The 17,221-nt window shown below is 36.0% G+C and carries 18 protein-coding genes and 1 riboswitch; of the genes, 6 read left to right on the top strand and 12 right to left on the bottom strand.

Annotation, left to right across the window (positions count from 1 at the left end):
• Window positions 1–58 precede the first annotated feature (58 nt).
• The 8 genes from thiL to N3F66_08255 form a co-directional block, all read right to left on the bottom strand.
• Window positions 59–1,063, bottom strand: coding sequence for a thiamine-phosphate kinase (gene thiL / locus N3F66_08220; protein MCX8124134.1), 1,005 nt, complete (start codon window positions 1,061–1,063; stop codon window positions 59–61).
• 178 nt (window positions 1,064–1,241) lie between these two features.
• Complete coding sequence (gene thiE, locus N3F66_08225; GenBank protein ID MCX8124135.1) at window positions 1,242–1,886, bottom strand: thiamine phosphate synthase; 645 nt, start codon at window positions 1,884–1,886, stop codon at window positions 1,242–1,244.
• A 4-nt stretch (window positions 1,887–1,890) separates the two neighbouring features.
• The gene (locus N3F66_08230) at window positions 1,891–2,670 is read right to left on the bottom strand and encodes a sulfide-dependent adenosine diphosphate thiazole synthase (GenBank protein ID MCX8124136.1); all 780 of its coding nucleotides are present in this window, start codon (window positions 2,668–2,670) and stop codon (window positions 1,891–1,893) included.
• A gap of 113 nt (window positions 2,671–2,783) precedes the next feature.
• Window positions 2,784–3,614 carry a hydroxyethylthiazole kinase gene (gene thiM, locus N3F66_08235; GenBank protein ID MCX8124137.1) on the bottom strand — a complete coding sequence of 277 codons (831 nt, stop codon included), beginning with the start codon at window positions 3,612–3,614 and terminating at the stop codon, window positions 2,784–2,786.
• A gap of 14 nt (window positions 3,615–3,628) precedes the next feature.
• Entirely contained in the window at window positions 3,629–4,909 is a 1,281-nt protein-coding gene (thiC, locus tag N3F66_08240; protein MCX8124138.1) for a phosphomethylpyrimidine synthase ThiC, read from the bottom strand.
• Window positions 4,910–4,969: 60 nt separating this feature from the next.
• Window positions 4,970–5,071: riboswitch (TPP riboswitch) on the bottom strand.
• 52 nt (window positions 5,072–5,123) lie between these two features.
• Window positions 5,124–5,465 carry a ferredoxin:thioredoxin reductase gene (locus N3F66_08245; protein MCX8124139.1) on the bottom strand — a complete coding sequence of 114 codons (342 nt, stop codon included), beginning with the start codon at window positions 5,463–5,465 and terminating at the stop codon, window positions 5,124–5,126.
• A 3-nt stretch (window positions 5,466–5,468) separates the two neighbouring features.
• Window positions 5,469–5,771 (bottom strand): glutaredoxin family protein, encoded by a 303-nt coding sequence (locus N3F66_08250; GenBank protein MCX8124140.1) that lies wholly within the window; start codon window positions 5,769–5,771, stop codon window positions 5,469–5,471.
• 180 nt (window positions 5,772–5,951) lie between these two features.
• The gene (locus tag N3F66_08255; protein ID MCX8124141.1) at window positions 5,952–6,134 is read right to left on the bottom strand and encodes a hypothetical protein; all 183 of its coding nucleotides are present in this window, start codon (window positions 6,132–6,134) and stop codon (window positions 5,952–5,954) included.
• Window positions 6,135–6,514: 380 nt separating this feature from the next.
• Between N3F66_08255 and N3F66_08260 the strand changes: the two genes are divergently transcribed.
• The 3 genes from N3F66_08260 to N3F66_08270 are packed head-to-tail and all read left to right on the top strand — an operon-like array spanning window position 6,515 to window position 8,957.
• On the top strand, window positions 6,515–7,198 hold the full coding sequence (locus N3F66_08260; GenBank protein ID MCX8124142.1) for a YggS family pyridoxal phosphate-dependent enzyme: 684 nt from the start codon (window positions 6,515–6,517) through the stop codon (window positions 7,196–7,198).
• Window positions 7,198–8,001 carry a pyrroline-5-carboxylate reductase gene (gene proC / locus N3F66_08265; protein ID MCX8124143.1) on the top strand — a complete coding sequence of 268 codons (804 nt, stop codon included), beginning with the start codon at window positions 7,198–7,200 and terminating at the stop codon, window positions 7,999–8,001. The genes N3F66_08260 and proC overlap by 1 nt, the downstream gene beginning before the upstream one ends.
• A complete protein-coding gene (locus N3F66_08270) occupies window positions 8,001–8,957 on the top strand; it encodes a LysM peptidoglycan-binding domain-containing M23 family metallopeptidase (protein MCX8124144.1) in 957 nt (318 codons plus the stop codon). The genes proC and N3F66_08270 overlap by 1 nt, the downstream gene beginning before the upstream one ends.
• 9 nt (window positions 8,958–8,966) lie before the next feature.
• Here N3F66_08270 and N3F66_08275 read toward each other — a convergent pair whose 3' ends face one another.
• Window positions 8,967–9,698 (bottom strand): NTP transferase domain-containing protein, encoded by a 732-nt coding sequence (locus N3F66_08275; GenBank protein ID MCX8124145.1) that lies wholly within the window; start codon window positions 9,696–9,698, stop codon window positions 8,967–8,969.
• A complete protein-coding gene (locus tag N3F66_08280; protein MCX8124146.1) occupies window positions 9,680–10,327 on the bottom strand; it encodes an HAD hydrolase-like protein in 648 nt (215 codons plus the stop codon). Before N3F66_08280 ends, N3F66_08275 begins: the two co-directional genes overlap by 19 nt.
• 225 nt (window positions 10,328–10,552) lie before the next feature.
• Here N3F66_08280 and N3F66_08285 point away from each other — a divergent pair, with 225 nt between their 5' ends.
• The 3 genes from N3F66_08285 (at window position 10,553) to N3F66_08295 (ending at window position 14,243) form a co-directional block, all read left to right on the top strand.
• Window positions 10,553–10,852, top strand: coding sequence for a Smr/MutS family protein (locus tag N3F66_08285; GenBank protein MCX8124147.1), 300 nt, complete (start codon window positions 10,553–10,555; stop codon window positions 10,850–10,852).
• A 13-nt stretch (window positions 10,853–10,865) separates the two neighbouring features.
• Window positions 10,866–11,783, top strand: a complete 918-nt coding sequence (locus N3F66_08290; protein MCX8124148.1) for a TIGR01777 family oxidoreductase — start codon at window positions 10,866–10,868, stop codon at window positions 11,781–11,783.
• Between the two features lie 78 nt (window positions 11,784–11,861).
• On the top strand, window positions 11,862–14,243 hold the full coding sequence (locus tag N3F66_08295; protein MCX8124149.1) for an endonuclease MutS2: 2,382 nt from the start codon (window positions 11,862–11,864) through the stop codon (window positions 14,241–14,243).
• A gap of 16 nt (window positions 14,244–14,259) precedes the next feature.
• Here the strand turns inward: N3F66_08295 and N3F66_08300 are convergent, their stop codons facing one another.
• Together N3F66_08300 and N3F66_08305 are read right to left on the bottom strand one after the other, a co-directional pair.
• On the bottom strand, window positions 14,260–15,855 hold the full coding sequence (locus N3F66_08300; GenBank protein ID MCX8124150.1) for an alpha-glucosidase: 1,596 nt from the start codon (window positions 15,853–15,855) through the stop codon (window positions 14,260–14,262).
• Between the two features lie 14 nt (window positions 15,856–15,869).
• Window positions 15,870–17,066: a class II fructose-bisphosphate aldolase gene (locus N3F66_08305; GenBank protein MCX8124151.1), complete on the bottom strand. Its 1,197-nt coding sequence runs from the start codon at window positions 17,064–17,066 to the stop codon at window positions 15,870–15,872.
• Window positions 17,067–17,221 lie beyond the last annotated feature (155 nt).

Genomic DNA, 17,221 nt, shown 5'->3' on the forward strand with positions numbered 1-17,221 from the left:
TTCTAGCATAGTTTATATCTTTTTGTCATAATACAAATATATTAACTCCTGATGTATTTTATGCAAAATGATCCCATCCTGCAGGTTTAATATCCATAAAATTGCCATTCTTTGTTTGCATTAAATATTTTTTATCATTAGTAATGCTACCAATTCTGTATAATGGTCGTTTGAATGTATCATAAAATTCTTTTTCTACAGTATCAGCCAGTGCTGCATCAACTGTACACAGCAGCACATAATCCTCTCCACCGGCTAATACATATTCAGTTGCATTGTATTCATGTTCCTTGCAGTATTCGACCAAATCAGAGGAAACAGGCAATGCCACTTCTTTCAATACAAAACCAACATTACTTTCCTCTGCAATATGCATTAAATCTGAACTTAGCCCATCGCTCACATCTATGCATGATCTAACAGCACCTGTGCTGGCTAAAAACAAACCTTCTTCTATATGTGGTCGTGGCTCACAATGTGCTTGATAGAGTCGTTTTTCATAATCTTTTATGGGTTGTTTTGATTTTAAAATAAAGTCTAATCCCGCTCTACTATCGCCCAAAAACCCAGTGCAAAAAATTATATCATTTTCCCTGGCCGTATTTCGATACAGTATTCTATCTTTTGTAGCTACACCTGTAACTGCAACATTGATAATTAAATCAGCTTTTGATGATGTAGTATCGCCACCTAGTATATTCACATTGTACTGTTTTGCAAGATCCTTCATGCCCAGGTAAATTTCATCAAGATATTCTATTTGAGTTTCCTTAGGAATGCCAATACTTATAAATGCATGCTGTGGCACTGCTCCCATTGCAGCAATATCGCTTAAATTTACTGCCAGTGATTTATATCCAAGCTGGTAACCAGTCATTGCTTCTCTAATAAAGTGAACACGCTCAACAAGGAGGTCGGTTGTCAATACTACACATTCATTATTCCCAATTGAAAATACTGCAGCATCATCACCAATAGCACGTATAACATTTTTAGTATTATATATGCAATCCGGAGTAATGCGCCGTATAAAACCAAATTCACCAATATCTTTAAGATTCATTATAACAACATTCCTCCATTCATTAGTTTTAGATTGTAATTCAGAAGGAACGAAGTGACTGAAGAATCTCATTGTAAAAGTGTGATTCTTATCCTAATTGATATTCGTATCAGAATAACACTATGAACTTTCCTTCAACATTTAGACATCTAATTACATTTATTGCAAGTATCACACTCTATCCTTCACAAGGTATATTTGCACAAATAATTGTTTTCAAGGTTTTTGCAGCTTCATACGGATTGTCAGATGAAACTATTGCTGAAACAACTGCAAGGCAATCGGCACCATATTGCATTACATTTTCAGCATTATGAATCTGAATGCCACCTATTGCCACAACAGGGATGCTAACAGCTTTTTTGATTTCCTGCAGCCCCTCTAATCCAATAATGCCAGATATATCATCCTTGGTTGAGGTTGGAAATACTGAACCAGCCCCAATATAATCTGCACCATCCCTTTGGGCTTGAATTGCTTCATTGACTGTTGATACCGATATCCCTATAACCATTGAATGTGGCACAAGCGATCGTGCAATTGTAAGCGGCATATCATCCTGACCCAGATGAACACCATAGGCCTTAACTGCAAGTGCCACATCAATTCTGTCATTAATTATCAAAGGAACATCGTACCTATCGGTAATGCATTTAATTGCTTGTGCAATTTCAACAAATTCACGTGTACCAATATTCTTTTCTCGTAATTGCACACAATCTGCTCCACCTTTTATTGCTTCTTCAACAACTATTTCTATAGGCTTTTTTGCAAGCTGCCTATCGGTTACAAGATACAAAGTGGCATTAAATCGTGTTTGCATACAATTACCTTTGTAATTTTTGAATTATTTCTTGCGCAACTTTTTTCCCTGACAAAAGCATCCCGCCAAATATTGGCCCCATTCGTGGCCCTCCAAATACCGCATTTGCAGCCATCCCAGCAACATAAAGCCCAGGAAATATCTCTTTTGTATTTTCCAGTGTAAGCTTTTCAGCCTTTTCAGCCCACATTGATTTCTCCCCTTCAATAGTACCAGAAGGAGTATTAAGTTTTCCCGGAACTTTTTTTACCACTACCCTCACTACTTCGGTATCATGCCCTGTGGTATCTATAACATATTTGCTCTGTACTGTCAATGGGTCAACATGTAGTTTTGCAATTTCAACTGCCGACCAATTAATAACAAGTCCACACACACAATCATCACGCATCATTACATCCTCAACGCTAATGCAATTCAAAATTGTTAATCCCGCCTTAATTGCCTTTGAAGCTATGGTACAGACAGATTCTATAGCGTCAGCAGTGTAATAATCTTCAGTATAGTGGGTATAGCGCACATCAAGTTCCTCAAGAATTGGTAATGCTTCTTTCTGAACCACTATCTCATTGAATTGCATACCACCACCCCACATGCCACCACCAATAGAAAGCTTTCGCTCAAATAAAACTGTTTTAATGTTTTGTTTTGACAGATAGTAACCTGCAACAAGCCCTGACGGGCCTCCGCCAACTATTGCAACATCGCTTACAAGTGAGTCCTTTAATCGCTGAAAATAGCGATCAATGATTGCTGATGTGATGGTTATTTCATTAAGTTCCATAATTGTTTCTCCTAATAAAATAGAATTTACTATGCCATTTTAAATCACTCAATTTTCAAGAATCCATTACTAAATGTTAAATTTTAGTCTTCATTCACCTTGATATATTTTAATCAGTTTTTTTGTTCATTTTTATTACTATCACACAGTTCAATTTGTGCATGCTTTTCTAATTCTAATGGAGTCATTGAATACAATTCATCAAGCAATGCTATCATAAAACTTCCGGGAGCACTTGTTTTCTTGGCTGCTAGTTGACCGGCTACGCCAAAATACGCCAGCGCTGCAGCAGTAGTTTTACTATAATCATTATCCACAGCACAAAAAGCACCTATTAGTGCTGTCGCTGTACAACCTGTACCAGTTACATAGCTCATGAGTTTGTGTCCATTGTGTACTTTTATAACTGCATTGCCATCGGTGATGATATCAGTAGGTCCTGTTATGGCAACTATCGTCATATATTTTTGTGCTATTTGTTTTGCAACATCTACTGCCTCTTCCACTAAATGCAAGGCATCAACACCTTTAGTCTGTGACTTATGATCAGTAAGAGCAATTATTTCAGAAGCATTACCTCTAATTACTTTTATGTTGCCAGTGCGCAGTAATTTCAAAGCTACGTGAGTCCGCAAAGCTGTTGCTCCTGCACCAACAGGGTCAAGTATCACCGGTATATTTTTTTTGCTGGCAACACCAGAAGCTATTATCATTGAATGAACCCAATCATTTTCAAGCGTTCCAATGTTAATAACCAGTGCATTTGCAATATTTGTCATTTCATTTACTTCATTGTATGCGTGTGCCATAACCGGTGAAGCACCGCATGCAAGAAGTGCATTAGCAGTATAATTCATGACCACATAATTGGTAATATTATGTACCAGTGGTTTTTGTGTTCTAACTTTTTCAAGTAATTGTGCTGCATATTCATTAAGACTCATGGTTTCACCTCTTTTCACAACAAATCGCATTCATTATGTGTTTTGATTGCACACAGTTTGCCGCACATTGTGCATACCTTTTCTTCATAATCTTCGCTTTTCTTTCTGCGTGCTCGTGCCATATCTGGGTCAATAGCCTTACTGAAAATCCCTTCCCAGTCTAACGCTTTTCTGTATTGCGACATTTCATAATCCTGCTCAATTGCTTTTACAATTCCCTTAGCAATATCTGCAGAATGAGCTGCAATTCTTGTGCCAATTACACCTAACCTCACATCCTCTACTGTTGGTAAACATAGATGTTCTGCCGGTGTAACATAACATAAAAAATCAGCGCCAGCAAGTGCGGCGATAGCTCCTCCAATTGCTCCAACAATGTGATCATAACCTGGAGCAATATCTGTTGTTAAAGGACCCAATACATAAAATGGTGCATTGTCACATATACGCTTTTGTGCGATGATGTTGGCAGTTATCTGATCCATAGGCACATGCCCTGGCCCTTCAACTATCACCTGCACACCTTCCTGTCGAGCTTTTTTCACCAATTGCCCAAGTATTACTAGTTCCTCAATTTGTGCAGCGTCAGTAGCATCTGCAATAGCACCTGGCCGCAAACCATCCCCTAAGCTCAGAGTAACATCATATTTATGAGCTATCGCACATAGTCGATCAAAATGCTCATAGAGCGGATTTTCTTTTTTATGATGCTTCATCCATGCTGCTAACAGTGATCCTCCCCTACTTACAATTCCCATTACCCGCTGTTGCCGTGAAGCAAGCTTGAAACTTTGTTGGGTGACACCACAATGCACTGTGATGTAATCTACGCCTTCTTGACATTGCTGTTCAATTGCATCAAACAGTTGATCAACTGACATGTGCAAAATAGATTTCTCTTTTGCCGAAAGTTCTGCTGCCACCTGGTAAATTGGCACTGCCCCTACCATTACTGTTGAGCATTCCAGCACCATCTTCCGTATAGCTTTAAGATCACCACCAGTTGAAAGGTCCATCACACTATCCGCACCGTAATAGATTGCTGCTTCAAGTTTTTTCTTTTCCTCTTCAATATCTACATGGTCAGTAGATGTACCGATATTTGCATTTACTTTTGTAAGCAAACCTTTACCAATTGCACGTACATTAAATGTACGCTTCACATTTTTAGGAATAACAGCCCACCCTCTAGCAATTAAATCCCTAAGATGTTCAGGATCAATTCCTTCATACCGAGCAGCCTGTTCCATTTCAGCAGTAATAATACCTTGTTTTGCAAAATCTAACTGTGTCATAAGTATATACCTCATAACAAAAAAAACCGCCCAGCGAGGCGGTTTTTTTGATTTAAAAAATATATTATAAAAACAACTCCCTTCGCTGGCATTACCCAGATCAGGTTCTAAGGGTATACTCTCAGGCTTGTGCAACTGCACAAACCACCCCTGCTATAAAGATCATGTATTTTGTTAATAATATACTGATAAATATTAAAAATTCAAGTAAATATTATTTTTTGAAATAAAATTGTCTTCTTTCAGGTATACTTTTTGGCATTCCTCCATTTTTAATAAAACCGGGATCATTATATAGCCCACAATAGCAATGGCCATATTCTTTAATATCAGGCAGGCAATATTCACACGGACATATAATATCTTTATCATTTTCGCGAATGCCATCAGCATCTCTGCAAGGACATGAAAAATACCCATAACGATTATAATTTGTAGTGAGGCCTTCTATCAATATATCAAGGAATTCCTTATCAGGGTGCATAACCCAGCCATGTTTTGCGGCAACCATTTGTGCAAATTGCATTGTTTCCTGTAATGACTTTGTTCTTTTCATTTTTTACTCCAGTTTCAACATGCGTCGCCATTCTTCCTCAATAAAACCAGTAAAAAAAGTTGTATCGTCTATCACAAGAAATGGAAAGGCAACATACATATTCGATTTTTTAACTAAATAATCCTTTAATTTATTTTTTTCCTCAGCTGGTAACAAATCAACATACACAAACCGATATTTTACCGAGTTGCTGTCAAGGAAATTTAATGCACGTTTGCAATGCCCACATGTTGAAAGTGCATATACTACAACATCTCCTGCATTATATGATCCATCTTTATATGTAAAAGTGATGTTTTCTATCATAAAGGCTCTCCTCATTATTATTAACAATCATAATAGGTCCCGAATGTGATAATGTCAATTTAATAATATTATTACAATAAAATTTTTAGGTTCACCTATGCTTATAGCAATAAAAAAAGCTACCTTTGCTCGGTAGCATTTTCTTTAGATATTCATCTGAAAAAATAATAAATGTGATAATTAATGGCCTTCGCGTAAGCTTTCAGCAGGAGGATAAATTCCTTTGGCTCTTCTGTATACTGCAATACCAAAACGGATGCACCCACATAGTACCACCCACACCGCAATTATAGTAGAAATTGTCAATGTATGCATCACTGCTGTGTGGTATTCCCTAATAAGATATAATATCAATTCATCCATTGTATACCTCAAACATTATAATTTTGCTATTATTACAGTTGAACTTTGAAATTATATATAAATCTTGTCAATATAAAAAATATTTTTTATAATATTTTGTCCTTTTTACCCTTTCTTTTTGGCAAATAAAAATTACTCTTGTTTATTTGAATAAATATCAACTTTATAACGTTTTTACCACATTCTGCTGTATTATATTACATCCTGTAAATGTAAAAACTGTTTGACTTTATTCATTGCCATTATACACTACACGCCAATACTACAAGAATGTCGTATACTATTTTTTTTCTTATTTTTTCTTATTTTATTTGAGTTTATCAATATATTAAATCCATAGTAAATTTTCATTTTTTTACGACTATTTATAAATTGTTACAATGAGCATTATTGATAATTATAATCGCATAATAGCAGAAATAAAGAGAATTGCTCAAAAGGCAGGAAGAAATCCTGACGACATTGTACTTATCGCAGTAAGTAAAACATTCCCTGCTGAAATTATTCAGCAAGCCATAGACAATGGCATTACACTATTTGGTGAAAATCGTGTACAGGAAGCAAAAGCAAAAATTCCCCAATTAAAGGGCACCTTCACATTTCATTTAGTGGGCCATTTACAATCAAATAAGGCAAAAGATGCAGTGAAACTTTTTGACTGCATTCATTCAATTGACAAGCTTTCAACTGCAATTGAGGTTGACAAAGAAGCTAAAAAAATTAATAAGATACAAAATATTCTTATTGAAGTAAATACTTCAGGTGAGCAGTCAAAGTTTGGGATTGAGCCTGCAAAAACCCTTGAATTGTGCAAAGGCATACTTGAGTTGCACAATGTCAATTGTCTTGGCCTAATGACTGTAGGCCCATTAACAGACAATCGTAACAAGATACGTGAGGCATTTAAAACATTGAGGCTGTTGAAGGAAGAAATAAATAATACATTGGGTATTACATTGAAGGAATTGTCAATGGGAATGTCGGGCGATTTCGATATCGCAATTGAGGAAGGTGCCACAATGCTTAGAATTGGTACCGCAATTTTTGGGCAAAGGATGCAGTAATGGATCGTGAAAAGCTAACTATTGGATGCATAGGTCTTGGCAATATGGGCAGTGCCATATGTATTGGTCTTGCTCAATCATCAAATAAATATTCCATCATTGGCTTTGATTCCGACAGCTCCAAGATAAAAGCTCTTTCATCAAAGATCACATTGCACACTGCAAGCTCTATACAGGAGCTATCGCACAATAGTGATGTTATTATTATTGCAGTCAAGCCAAATGTTGTTGAGGCAGTTGCCAGGGAACTATCTCAAAAACCAAAAAATGTTTTAGTAATCTCAATTGCTGCGGGCATTACTCTGGCAAAGCTTGCACAGTGGATGGGCGATAGTTACCGGATAATACGCTGTATGCCAAATACACCCGCGTTAATTGGCGAAGGCATGACAGTACTTTCCACTGTTTGGGCTAATGAAGATGATATGAAAATTGCACAAGAAATATTCAAAGCATTGGGCAAAGTAATAGTGTTACCTGAACACATGATGGATGCTGTTACAGCGCTTTCCGGTAGCGGACCTGCGTATGTATTTACATTTATTCAAGCCATGGCTGATGGTGGAGTAAAAACAGGATTGTCACGAAATGATGCACTTTTGTTAGCTGCACAAACAGTATTAGGTGCAGCAAAAATGGTGTTGGAAGGGGAAGAGCCAATTTCACTGCGAGGCAAAGTTGCTTCACCCGGGGGCACTACCATTGATGCTATTCATATTTTAGAGAAAAATGGATTCAGCGGTATTGTAATGGATGCAATTGAAGCTGCCTATATTAAATCAAAAAAACTGGGAGAAAAATAATGCTCACTAATTACCATATATGGCAGATTAAAAAAGCAATAAGATTCATAATACCTGCTATTATTATAATTTTTATCATTGGCAATATTATAGCCTATTTTGTAAAAACTCCAATTCGTGTATCCCAAAATGTCATTTACAAAAAAAATGGATTTATCCTTTTTAAAGACGCTAATACCTATATATCTTTACTTGAAAAATATCCTTATAACCCAGGAGTGTCACTGACAATTCATACTTTGCGTGAAGGAGAATCATATTGGGATATAATCCAGAGTTATGGCATCAGCATAGATACTTTCATTGGCGCAAATCCCCATCTGGATTCGCTTCTTGCAAAGGCAGGTACCAAGGTTGTTATTCCACACAAAGATGGGTTGCTTATTGCATGTAAACATTTTTACGATGCCTGGTTAGCTTGGTTCTATACTCAAGGTAAAGGTTCAATAAAGGGAAGATATATCCACCACCCACTTGAACTTATGGCTATGGATGACATACGATTTGCATTTATAGAAAATGCACGCCCAGTTGCAGTGAACACCAAAATTGAAAAATTATATACCCTTAGACAAAAATTCCAGTCCCCAATAAATGGCAGGTTCACGTCCATGTATGGAGACAGGGTTGACCCGCTTGAACATGGCATGACATTTCATAATGGGCTGGATATCTGTGCTCCTCAAGGTACTCCTATAAAACCAGTTCAGAATGGATTTGTCAACTTCACTGGATGGCTTGATGGCTATGGGTTCACAATTATCATTCAGCATGATGAAGGGTATGAAAGCTGGTATGGCCATTGCCAAAAAATGTTTGTTCAAAAAGGTGAATTTGTAACAACTGATACAATTATTGGCACTGTAGGTTCAACCGGCAGATCAACAGGACCACATCTTCATTTTATGTTGTTACAACATGGAAGGATGCTCAACCCTATCATGTTTATCTGGTAATTAGGTATATTACGAAAAATTTGGATTTTGAAACAACCCTTTTTCAGCCTTTATAAGATCATGTTCATCATCCACTTCGTACCAACCAAACCCAGAAAGATCACAAATTGATGGTGCTGTTTTATGATTTTCCGCCAGTATTTGTAGTATGTTTTCAACCACTGCTTTTTCCCCAAAACGTTCTATAGCTTTATAGGCTGCATCTCTATACACTGTTTCCATTGTTCTATCTACATATGTCATACCAATATAACCACAGTCAAAGTCATGAAGCTGCTTGCTAATGTGAACTATTGTTTTTTTATCTGTGTCTAATTTAACCTTCATATCATCAGGGCCCAACTGCCTGTCAAAATCACACATTGCAGTAATTTTACTGAATGATTGTTTCATCTTTTCAAACATAATTTTAGGATAGATATGGTCAACATTGGTAATTAGAAATGAATCATGCGCAAAAGTTTTCAGTGCAGTGATTAATGTAAAAATATTCCCCTTGTGATAATCTTTATTCTCAAGTATTTTTAAATTTTCTATTTGCTTTTGCTTCAAATGCTTTTCTAAATCGTTAAATGCAAAACCACCGACAACAATAATTTCATTAAAAAAATTTAGATCAAAAAAGTCAAAAAGGTAATCTATAAGAGGTTTTCCATTGACTTTTACCATTCCTTTTGTTTTATCTTTTGTCATTTCACCTAATCGGCTTCCAGTACCTGCAGCTAATACAATTGCACGCATGATAATAACTCCTTTAACGATTCAATCGTCACTATATTGGGATATTTCTGTAAAAATTGTTCTTTGGTAAAGGTCCCGCATAAACCTATAAATTTTATATTGTTTGTAATAGCTTTTTCGGCATCTTTAAGCGAATCCCCTACAAAAGTCAAATCATCTTTTTGCAAATTAAAATGTTCTAATACATATTCAAAATGATGCTTACCTTTTTCAAAACCATCCTTAAATCCAAGTACAATGTCAAATTTTAAATTTTCTCTATTTATAAACTGTTCAATTAGATATTGAAAATTATTTGATGATACCCCAACTACAAACCCTTTTCTTCGCAATTCGTTTATTACATACCTCACCTCTTCAGAAAATGTGGACTTAAAAAAGCCATCTTTTTTTGTTTCCTCAAAGATTGCAGCTTTTTGTTTGTTTGTTGGATCACCTGGCAAAATTATTTCTAATTGCTGAAAAAAGGGAACACCAGAAGTTTCAAGATATTTTTTTCGTGCTTCATCAAATGAAATTTCAGGATGAAATCTATGAATAACTTCTCCTGCAATATCAGCAAACCCCTCCATGGTATCAACCAGGGTCCCATCAAAATCAAAGAGCAGTGCCTTGGTTTTAATCAACATTTAAAAATAATCCACCATAAATTTTTGTCATTGATGTGCTGCGATAAATATAGCTATAAAAGTTGCAAACTATGAAACATAAATCTCTATCAATCTCTGACAGAGTATATGATTGTCAATAGAAAAAAGGATAATTTAATTTTAAATTTTTTATTTTACATTACCAATTGTATACTTTTATTTTATTAAATACAAGATCAACACTTACTTGACATAGTAGTATGGATGCACATATATTCTATAACTATGGCAAATCAGCATAATAATAATTCAAATGAATACACCAATATAGAATTATTTGATACTATAGATCTTCATTACTTTCATCCTCGTGACATAAAAAGTATTCTTGAGGAATTCATCAATAATGCAATAGAGAAAGGGTATATGCGCCTTGAGATTATTCATGGCAAAGGAAAATCTGTAAATAAAACTATTGTACATAACTACTGTAAAAAAGATCCCAGAGTTAAAGCATTTTTTGACAAACCAGGCAATTGGGGTATAACAATTGTCATATTATGAAAGGGAGAACAAAATGAATACAATAATTATAACAGGTGGTACAGGTTTTATAGGTACTCACCTTACACAAAAATTGCTTACAAAAGGATATTCAGTAATTATATTAACACGCAACCCAGGAAAATTTTTATCACATACTGCTTCATTAAAATATACTGCATGGGATGGTAAAACCGGTGAAGGTTGGGCAGATCTTGTCAATGAAGCTTACGCTATAATAAATTTAGCAGGCGAATCTATTGCAGGCACACGATGGACAAATGAAAAAAAAACAAAAATATTGCAAAGCCGGCTACAAGCAGGAAATGCTGTCATTGACGCAATAAAAAAGGCAAAAAAGAAACCTGAGGTAATCATCCAAGCTTCTGCTATAGGTTATTATGGTACACGAAGTGAATCCTTAAATGAAAATTCAAGCCCTGGATTAGGATTTTTACCTGATGTTGCAATTCAATGGGAAGCTTCTACTAAGGAAGCAATTAACTTTGGTATACGCCATGTGATTATCCGGACAGGGCTTGTGTTGGGAGAAAATGAAGGATTATTAAGAATTTTAATTCCAATATTTAAATGGTATTTGGGGGGATATTTTGGTGACGGCTCACAATGGATGTCGTGGATACACATTGATGATGAAGTAAATTCTATTATACATTGCCTTGAAAACAGAAGTATTCACGGGCCGGTAAATGCAGTGTCGCCAAATCCAGTGACAGCAAAGCATTTTTATAAAACACTGGCAAAGGTTTTACACAGGCCGTGTTTATTTAAAATACCTGAGTTTGCTATTACACTGATGCTGGGGCAAATGGCCCAGGAACTGATTTTATCCAGCCAAAAAGTACATCCTGATGTTCTTATTTCAACAAAATTTAACTTTACTTATCCAAATCTTTATGAAGCTTTGTATTCTCTGTTGGAAAAAAAATAATAGTATGTATTATTGTGATATTTTGAAGCAAAATGATTAGATATACATAACTATCCGGTCCCCGATATGAACGATAATATGCTAATAACACATGAAGAAGCACAAATGCTTGAATGGCATACACTTATATCCTATATTGTAAATTTCTGTTCTACTGAAATAGGCAAGCAATATTGTAATAATTTACAGCCACTTCAATTCCATGAGATAATTTCTCAATATAGCAAACTAAACTGTGTAAAAGAAATTCTACGCGTAGGGCATTACCCAGATTTTACCGGTATATATGATATAACTTTATTGCTGGATAAGGCAGCTAAAGGTGCAACACTTACAATAGAAGAAATTTTTAAAATACGACAATTTTTGGTTGGGCAACACAGAATCTGTGATTTCTTTAAATCAGTTCACTATGATACATCAATACTATCCGAACTTAACACTATTGACGACTGCAATGATCTTTTTAAACTATTAACTTCATCAATTACCGAAAATGGTAATTTAAATGAGCATTCATATCCAATATTACGGAAAATTCAAAGAGATATCACTGAATTACATTCCACAATACAGAAGAGTTTAAACAGCTTGATCCATTCACAAAATTACCAACCCATAGTACAGGATAAAATATATACAATAAAAAATAACCGATACGTAATTCCGGTTAAATCATCGTATAAAAGCAAAATTAAAGGAACTATTCTTGATATCTCTTCTTCAGGTGCCACTCTTTTTATTGAACCAGAAAGCATTCATGAACTAAATAACACATTATTATATAAGGAACTTGAATTGCAGCGTGAAATTGAACGTATATTGCAGATTCTTTCTTTTGAGATTGGTTCCAATGCAACTCAGTTGAAAAATAACTCAGCTAAATTGGCTTATCTAGATTTTTGCACAGCATGCGCACGGTTTGCAATTGTCTACAATGCCCACACACCTGCTGTTTCACCTACCCCGTATTTTGAATGTATCAATGCTCGACACCCTTTATTAGCAATCCTATTGCAAGATAAAGTAGTTCCATGCTCTATACATTGTGGCAAATCATTCAATTGCCTTGTGATTTCTGGGGTCAATACTGGAGGAAAAACTGTTTTACTCAAAATGCTTGGTTTGTTTGCATTAATGGTTAGACACGGATTACCAATTACTGCAAATCCTGATTCAACTATTGGGTATTTTGAAAATATATATGTTGATATAGGAGATGAACAAAACCTGATGCAATCATTATCTACATTCAGCGGACAGATAAAAAATATAGTACGCATACTAAAAAAGGCAAATGACAAAAGCTTAGTTCTAATAGATGAGATAATTGTTGGAACAGACCCAAAACAGGGCGCTGCCATTGCGCAGGCTGTTCTGGAATATCTTGCTAGTAAAAATTCAATTATAGCTGTTACTACTCACTACTCGCAATTAAAAGAGATAGCATCCAGGGATAATCGCTTTGAAAATGCATCGGTAATTTTTGACATTAATTCCATGCAGCCTACCTATCAGGTTCTTCTTGGAATTCCAGGTGCTAGTTACACCATTGAAATAGCTAAAAATTTATCCCTCCCAGATGAAATTATTAACAAAGCATTATCATTGCTTGATTCCTCATCGCAATCGGTTGATGCACTGCTTTCTAAAATTACTGAGCAATCGCATGCTTTGCAACAAAAGGAGCAGGAGCTATCGCTTCTTAAACAAGAACTACAAAAATTAAAAGAAGAATATAACACAAAAATTAACGAATTACAGAGCACAATTGAAAAAGTTTCAAAAGAACAAGCCACTTCATTTTTTAATGAACTGCAGGAATATCGAAATCGCATTGTTGACCGAATCAGGGAAATACAATCCATGTCCATGAAAGATGCAACTAATCTTATTCAGGATATTACCGCATTTCAGGAAAAAGTCAAAGGTACAATAAACACATTGCAAAAACCACATGACAATATGGTGCCCTGCTCTGATGAACTGGCACAAAGAGGCAAGAAAGTGTATGTTCCATCATTGCAACAATATGGAACAATAGAAGAAATAGACTACAGGGAAAAGGTTGTGAAAGTTAGAATGGGGACTTTAGCTAGCAGGTTCTCTTTTAGTGATGTATACTGTATTGTAGAATCAACAACACCTGTTGCAGCTAAAAAGAAATATACAGTGACAAAAGAACAAATTACATCAGTACCTATAACCATACAAACACAATACAATACCATTGACTTAAGAGGCCTGCGCGTTGATGAGGCCTTGCAAAAATTAGATTACGAATTGGACGCGATGGTAAAAAGGAATATTCCATCTGTAGTTGTTATTCACGGACATGGGACAGGTTCGTTGAAAAAGGCAGTGCGAGATTATGTAAAACATTCGTTCTATGCCACAAACTATCGCCCTGGCCAACCAGAAGAAGGTGGTGACGGAGTTACCATAATTCAGTTGCGATAGCTCATTGCAGTAGCTCTCAGGCACTACTACAAATAACTGCTTCATAAGGCTTCAGTAAAATCTTTGGTGAATTATTATTCTGTGCTTTAGTATTAAGAGACGACAGCAAGAGTTTATATGTGCCAGAAAGAACAACCTCTTTTGCTGATGAAGAAAAATTAAGTGCGATTATACAGTGGTCACTTTGCCAGTTACGTTTATACATCATGACATCGTCTGCAGCAGGTATAAATTCGATATCACCTTCATAGAGCGCCCGATGAGCTTTTCGTACTGCAATTAATTGTTTATATAATTGCAACAAAGAGTTTTCATCGTTTGACTGTATCGCAACATTGGTATGGATATAATCAGGATTTACCGGCAGCCATGGCTTTACTTTTGAAAAGCCTGCATATTCAGTTGCATCCCACTGCATGGGAGTGCGTGCTTTATCCCTACCTTTATGGAATGGCCAGTATTTTTTTCCCAGTGGATCCTGAATATCCTTGCGCGCAATCTTTCCATCAACCATTCCAATTTCTTCGCCATAATATATAAAAGGAGTTCCTCTTTGAGTTAATAGCAAAACCGCTAGTAACCTGGCCTTAATTGTATCGTTTTTTACCATACGTGTAATGGCTCGGGATTGATCATGATTGGAAAAGACGTGACATGGCCATCCCTTATTGCCAATTGCATTGTACCAGTCTACAAAAATCTTTTGTAACTCACGGCTATCAAATGATGCAAATATAGTTGAAAAATTAAAATTTAGATGCATTTCATCATTATTTCCCAAAAATGATGCGGGAATGTTTGGGTCCTTTATCCCTTCATCCAGATAAATTTCACCAACACTCATGATATCACCATAACTATCTAACAAAACACGCATTTCTTTTAGAATTTCATGCGTTTCAGGCTGATTCCGGTCATATTTATGTAATTGCTGATCATGCCTCCGTGGATTAGTGAAACGTAACTTATAGGGATTATTTCTAAATTGACTATCTTTAACTAATAAATTAATGACATCAAATCTAAATCCCTTTACCCCAAGATCAAGCCAGAACTTCAACACATCAAACATTGCCTTTTTTACGTAGGGATTGCGCCAATTTAAATCAGGTTGCTGCTTTGTGAACAAATGAAGGTAATACTCTTGTGTAAACCGATCCCATTCCCAGGCTCTTCCACCAAATGCAGCCATCCAGTTATTTGGCACCTTGCCATTTTTGCCTGGATGCCAGATATACCAGTCCCGTTTAGGATTATCTTTTGAAGATCGTGATTCCAAAAACCAGGGATGTAGATGTGATGTATGATTGAAAACCATATCCATGATTATTGCAATCTTTCGCTTATCCGCTTCTTTTACAAGTTTTTTAAAATCGTGAAGGGTGCCAAAGACAGGGTCAATATCACAATAATCACTAACATCATATCCAAAATCATACATTGGGGATCGATAAATGGGCGACAGCCATATTCCATCTATACCAAGGTTTTGTAAATAATCCAGCGATTCAATGATGCCGTTAATATCACCAATGCCGTCATTATTAGAATCATTGAAGCTACGGGGGTAAATCTGATAAATTACCCCGTGCTTCCACCACACCTTTTTCATCGTAACACTCTGGTTTATTCGTAGTCTCTTTCTTTTGACTCTTTAATCGTCTTCTTACTTACAGTTTTTTCCATCTGAGCTTTTACATCATCACCCTTACCAACAGCTTGCAATGCCTTAAAATACGCAGCTGCCGTTTCGTACACTGCCTGGTCTACCCTTTCCTGTATCTTTTTATTAGAGTAATACTCCTGTGCCATTGCTTCTTTAAAAGGCTTGAAAAGTTTCTTCATATTACCACCTTTCATATTATTTGCCAGTGCATACTCCTCCATCTTTTTCCATAAATCCATTGAAATGCCTTTATCAGGATTCTTTTGATATGAAGGTCCTTTCTCCACTGCTACACCATACTCATCAGTATCTATACCCCATATCACATTCTGCCAGGTAGTACCAACATTTGCTTTAAATATTCCGTACTTATAGAATTTACCCACATCTTCTATAGCAGTACCTGTTGTACCATGCTGAGCTATCCCCACTCCCCATGGAGCCATGGCTTTGTAAGTATTGTACGTAAGTTCCAAGTCTATATTTCCACGAACATTTCCATGAGTGGTTCCATTATTTATTGCAATTAAATCGGGGCATTGACCCAACTTTGCAAGTGCCTCAACAAGGGTAACTGCCTCGCTTACTGAAGAATTACCATGAGCACCCCCAATTTCCCCCACTTCGGATTCATACATTAACCCTGCCCTTACTACCTGTTCGCTTAAAAGTGCACTCAACGCAATATTCTGCTCCATTGGCAAAAATGACACATCAATAGAAAAAGATCCATACCCTGCTTCAATAGAAGCCTTAATGAGAGCATCTGCTTTATCAAATGCTTTCCTGCTCAGCTCCTGTACAGTAGTGTGGTCTCTGTGGCAGGTAAATGGAACAGCTTTTTCGCCAACATTTCCCATTCTTTCATTTAAAGTTACTACCAGAGTAATGAAATCTTTAGGTGTTAAACCAGTATATCCTCCTGATAAGTCACTTTCGGATAATGCAAGCTCATATATAACCGGAGCATTTAGTTCCATTGATGCCTTGATAATACCCGGTATAGCTATCTCATGACGAGTATTTACTGCCATTACAACCCAGTGATTCCCTTCTTTCATTGCTGATTGTATAATCGATTTACCATTGACATGCATAACTTTAGAATCAGGAAATGCTTTCTTAAAATTTTCAGGTCGTAAATCTAATATACTCATTCCATTCCTCCTTTTATTTGCCATTTCATATAGATATTTTATTCAATATAAATTTATAGTAACAATTGCAAGAAAATTTTATTTATTTATTGCACAAAATACCAAATAATTAAATTATGGAAGAATATTTAAAAATGACAAAAAAAGGATAATAA

It is taken from the genome of Spirochaetota bacterium, from assembly GCA_026414805.1.
In the GTDB taxonomy this organism is placed as follows: Bacteria; Spirochaetota; UBA4802; order UBA4802; family UB4802; genus UBA4802.

Coding starts and splice junctions, on each gene's coding strand:
- thiL (MCX8124134.1), bottom strand. CDS start 1,063: ATGAATCTTAAAGATATTGGTGAATTTGGTTTTATACGGCGCATTACT.
- thiE (MCX8124135.1), bottom strand. CDS start 1,886: ATGCAAACACGATTTAATGCCACTTTGTATCTTGTAACCGATAGGCAG.
- N3F66_08230 (MCX8124136.1), bottom strand. CDS start 2,670: ATGGAACTTAATGAAATAACCATCACATCAGCAATCATTGATCGCTAT.
- thiM (MCX8124137.1), bottom strand. CDS start 3,614: ATGAGTCTTAATGAATATGCAGCACAATTACTTGAAAAAGTTAGAACA.
- thiC (MCX8124138.1), bottom strand. CDS start 4,909: ATGACACAGTTAGATTTTGCAAAACAAGGTATTATTACTGCTGAAATG.
- N3F66_08245 (MCX8124139.1), bottom strand. CDS start 5,465: ATGAAAAGAACAAAGTCATTACAGGAAACAATGCAATTTGCACAAATG.
- N3F66_08250 (MCX8124140.1), bottom strand. CDS start 5,771: ATGATAGAAAACATCACTTTTACATATAAAGATGGATCATATAATGCA.
- N3F66_08255 (MCX8124141.1), bottom strand. CDS start 6,134: ATGGATGAATTGATATTATATCTTATTAGGGAATACCACACAGCAGTG.
- N3F66_08260 (MCX8124142.1), top strand. CDS start 6,515: ATGAGCATTATTGATAATTATAATCGCATAATAGCAGAAATAAAGAGA.
- proC (MCX8124143.1), top strand. CDS start 7,198: ATGGATCGTGAAAAGCTAACTATTGGATGCATAGGTCTTGGCAATATG.
- N3F66_08270 (MCX8124144.1), top strand. CDS start 8,001: ATGCTCACTAATTACCATATATGGCAGATTAAAAAAGCAATAAGATTC.
- N3F66_08275 (MCX8124145.1), bottom strand. CDS start 9,698: ATGCGTGCAATTGTATTAGCTGCAGGTACTGGAAGCCGATTAGGTGAA.
- N3F66_08280 (MCX8124146.1), bottom strand. CDS start 10,327: ATGTTGATTAAAACCAAGGCACTGCTCTTTGATTTTGATGGGACCCTG.
- N3F66_08285 (MCX8124147.1), top strand. CDS start 10,553: ATGCACATATATTCTATAACTATGGCAAATCAGCATAATAATAATTCA.
- N3F66_08290 (MCX8124148.1), top strand. CDS start 10,866: ATGAATACAATAATTATAACAGGTGGTACAGGTTTTATAGGTACTCAC.
- N3F66_08295 (MCX8124149.1), top strand. CDS start 11,862: ATGCTAATAACACATGAAGAAGCACAAATGCTTGAATGGCATACACTT.
- N3F66_08300 (MCX8124150.1), bottom strand. CDS start 15,855: ATGAAAAAGGTGTGGTGGAAGCACGGGGTAATTTATCAGATTTACCCC.
- N3F66_08305 (MCX8124151.1), bottom strand. CDS start 17,066: ATGAGTATATTAGATTTACGACCTGAAAATTTTAAGAAAGCATTTCCT.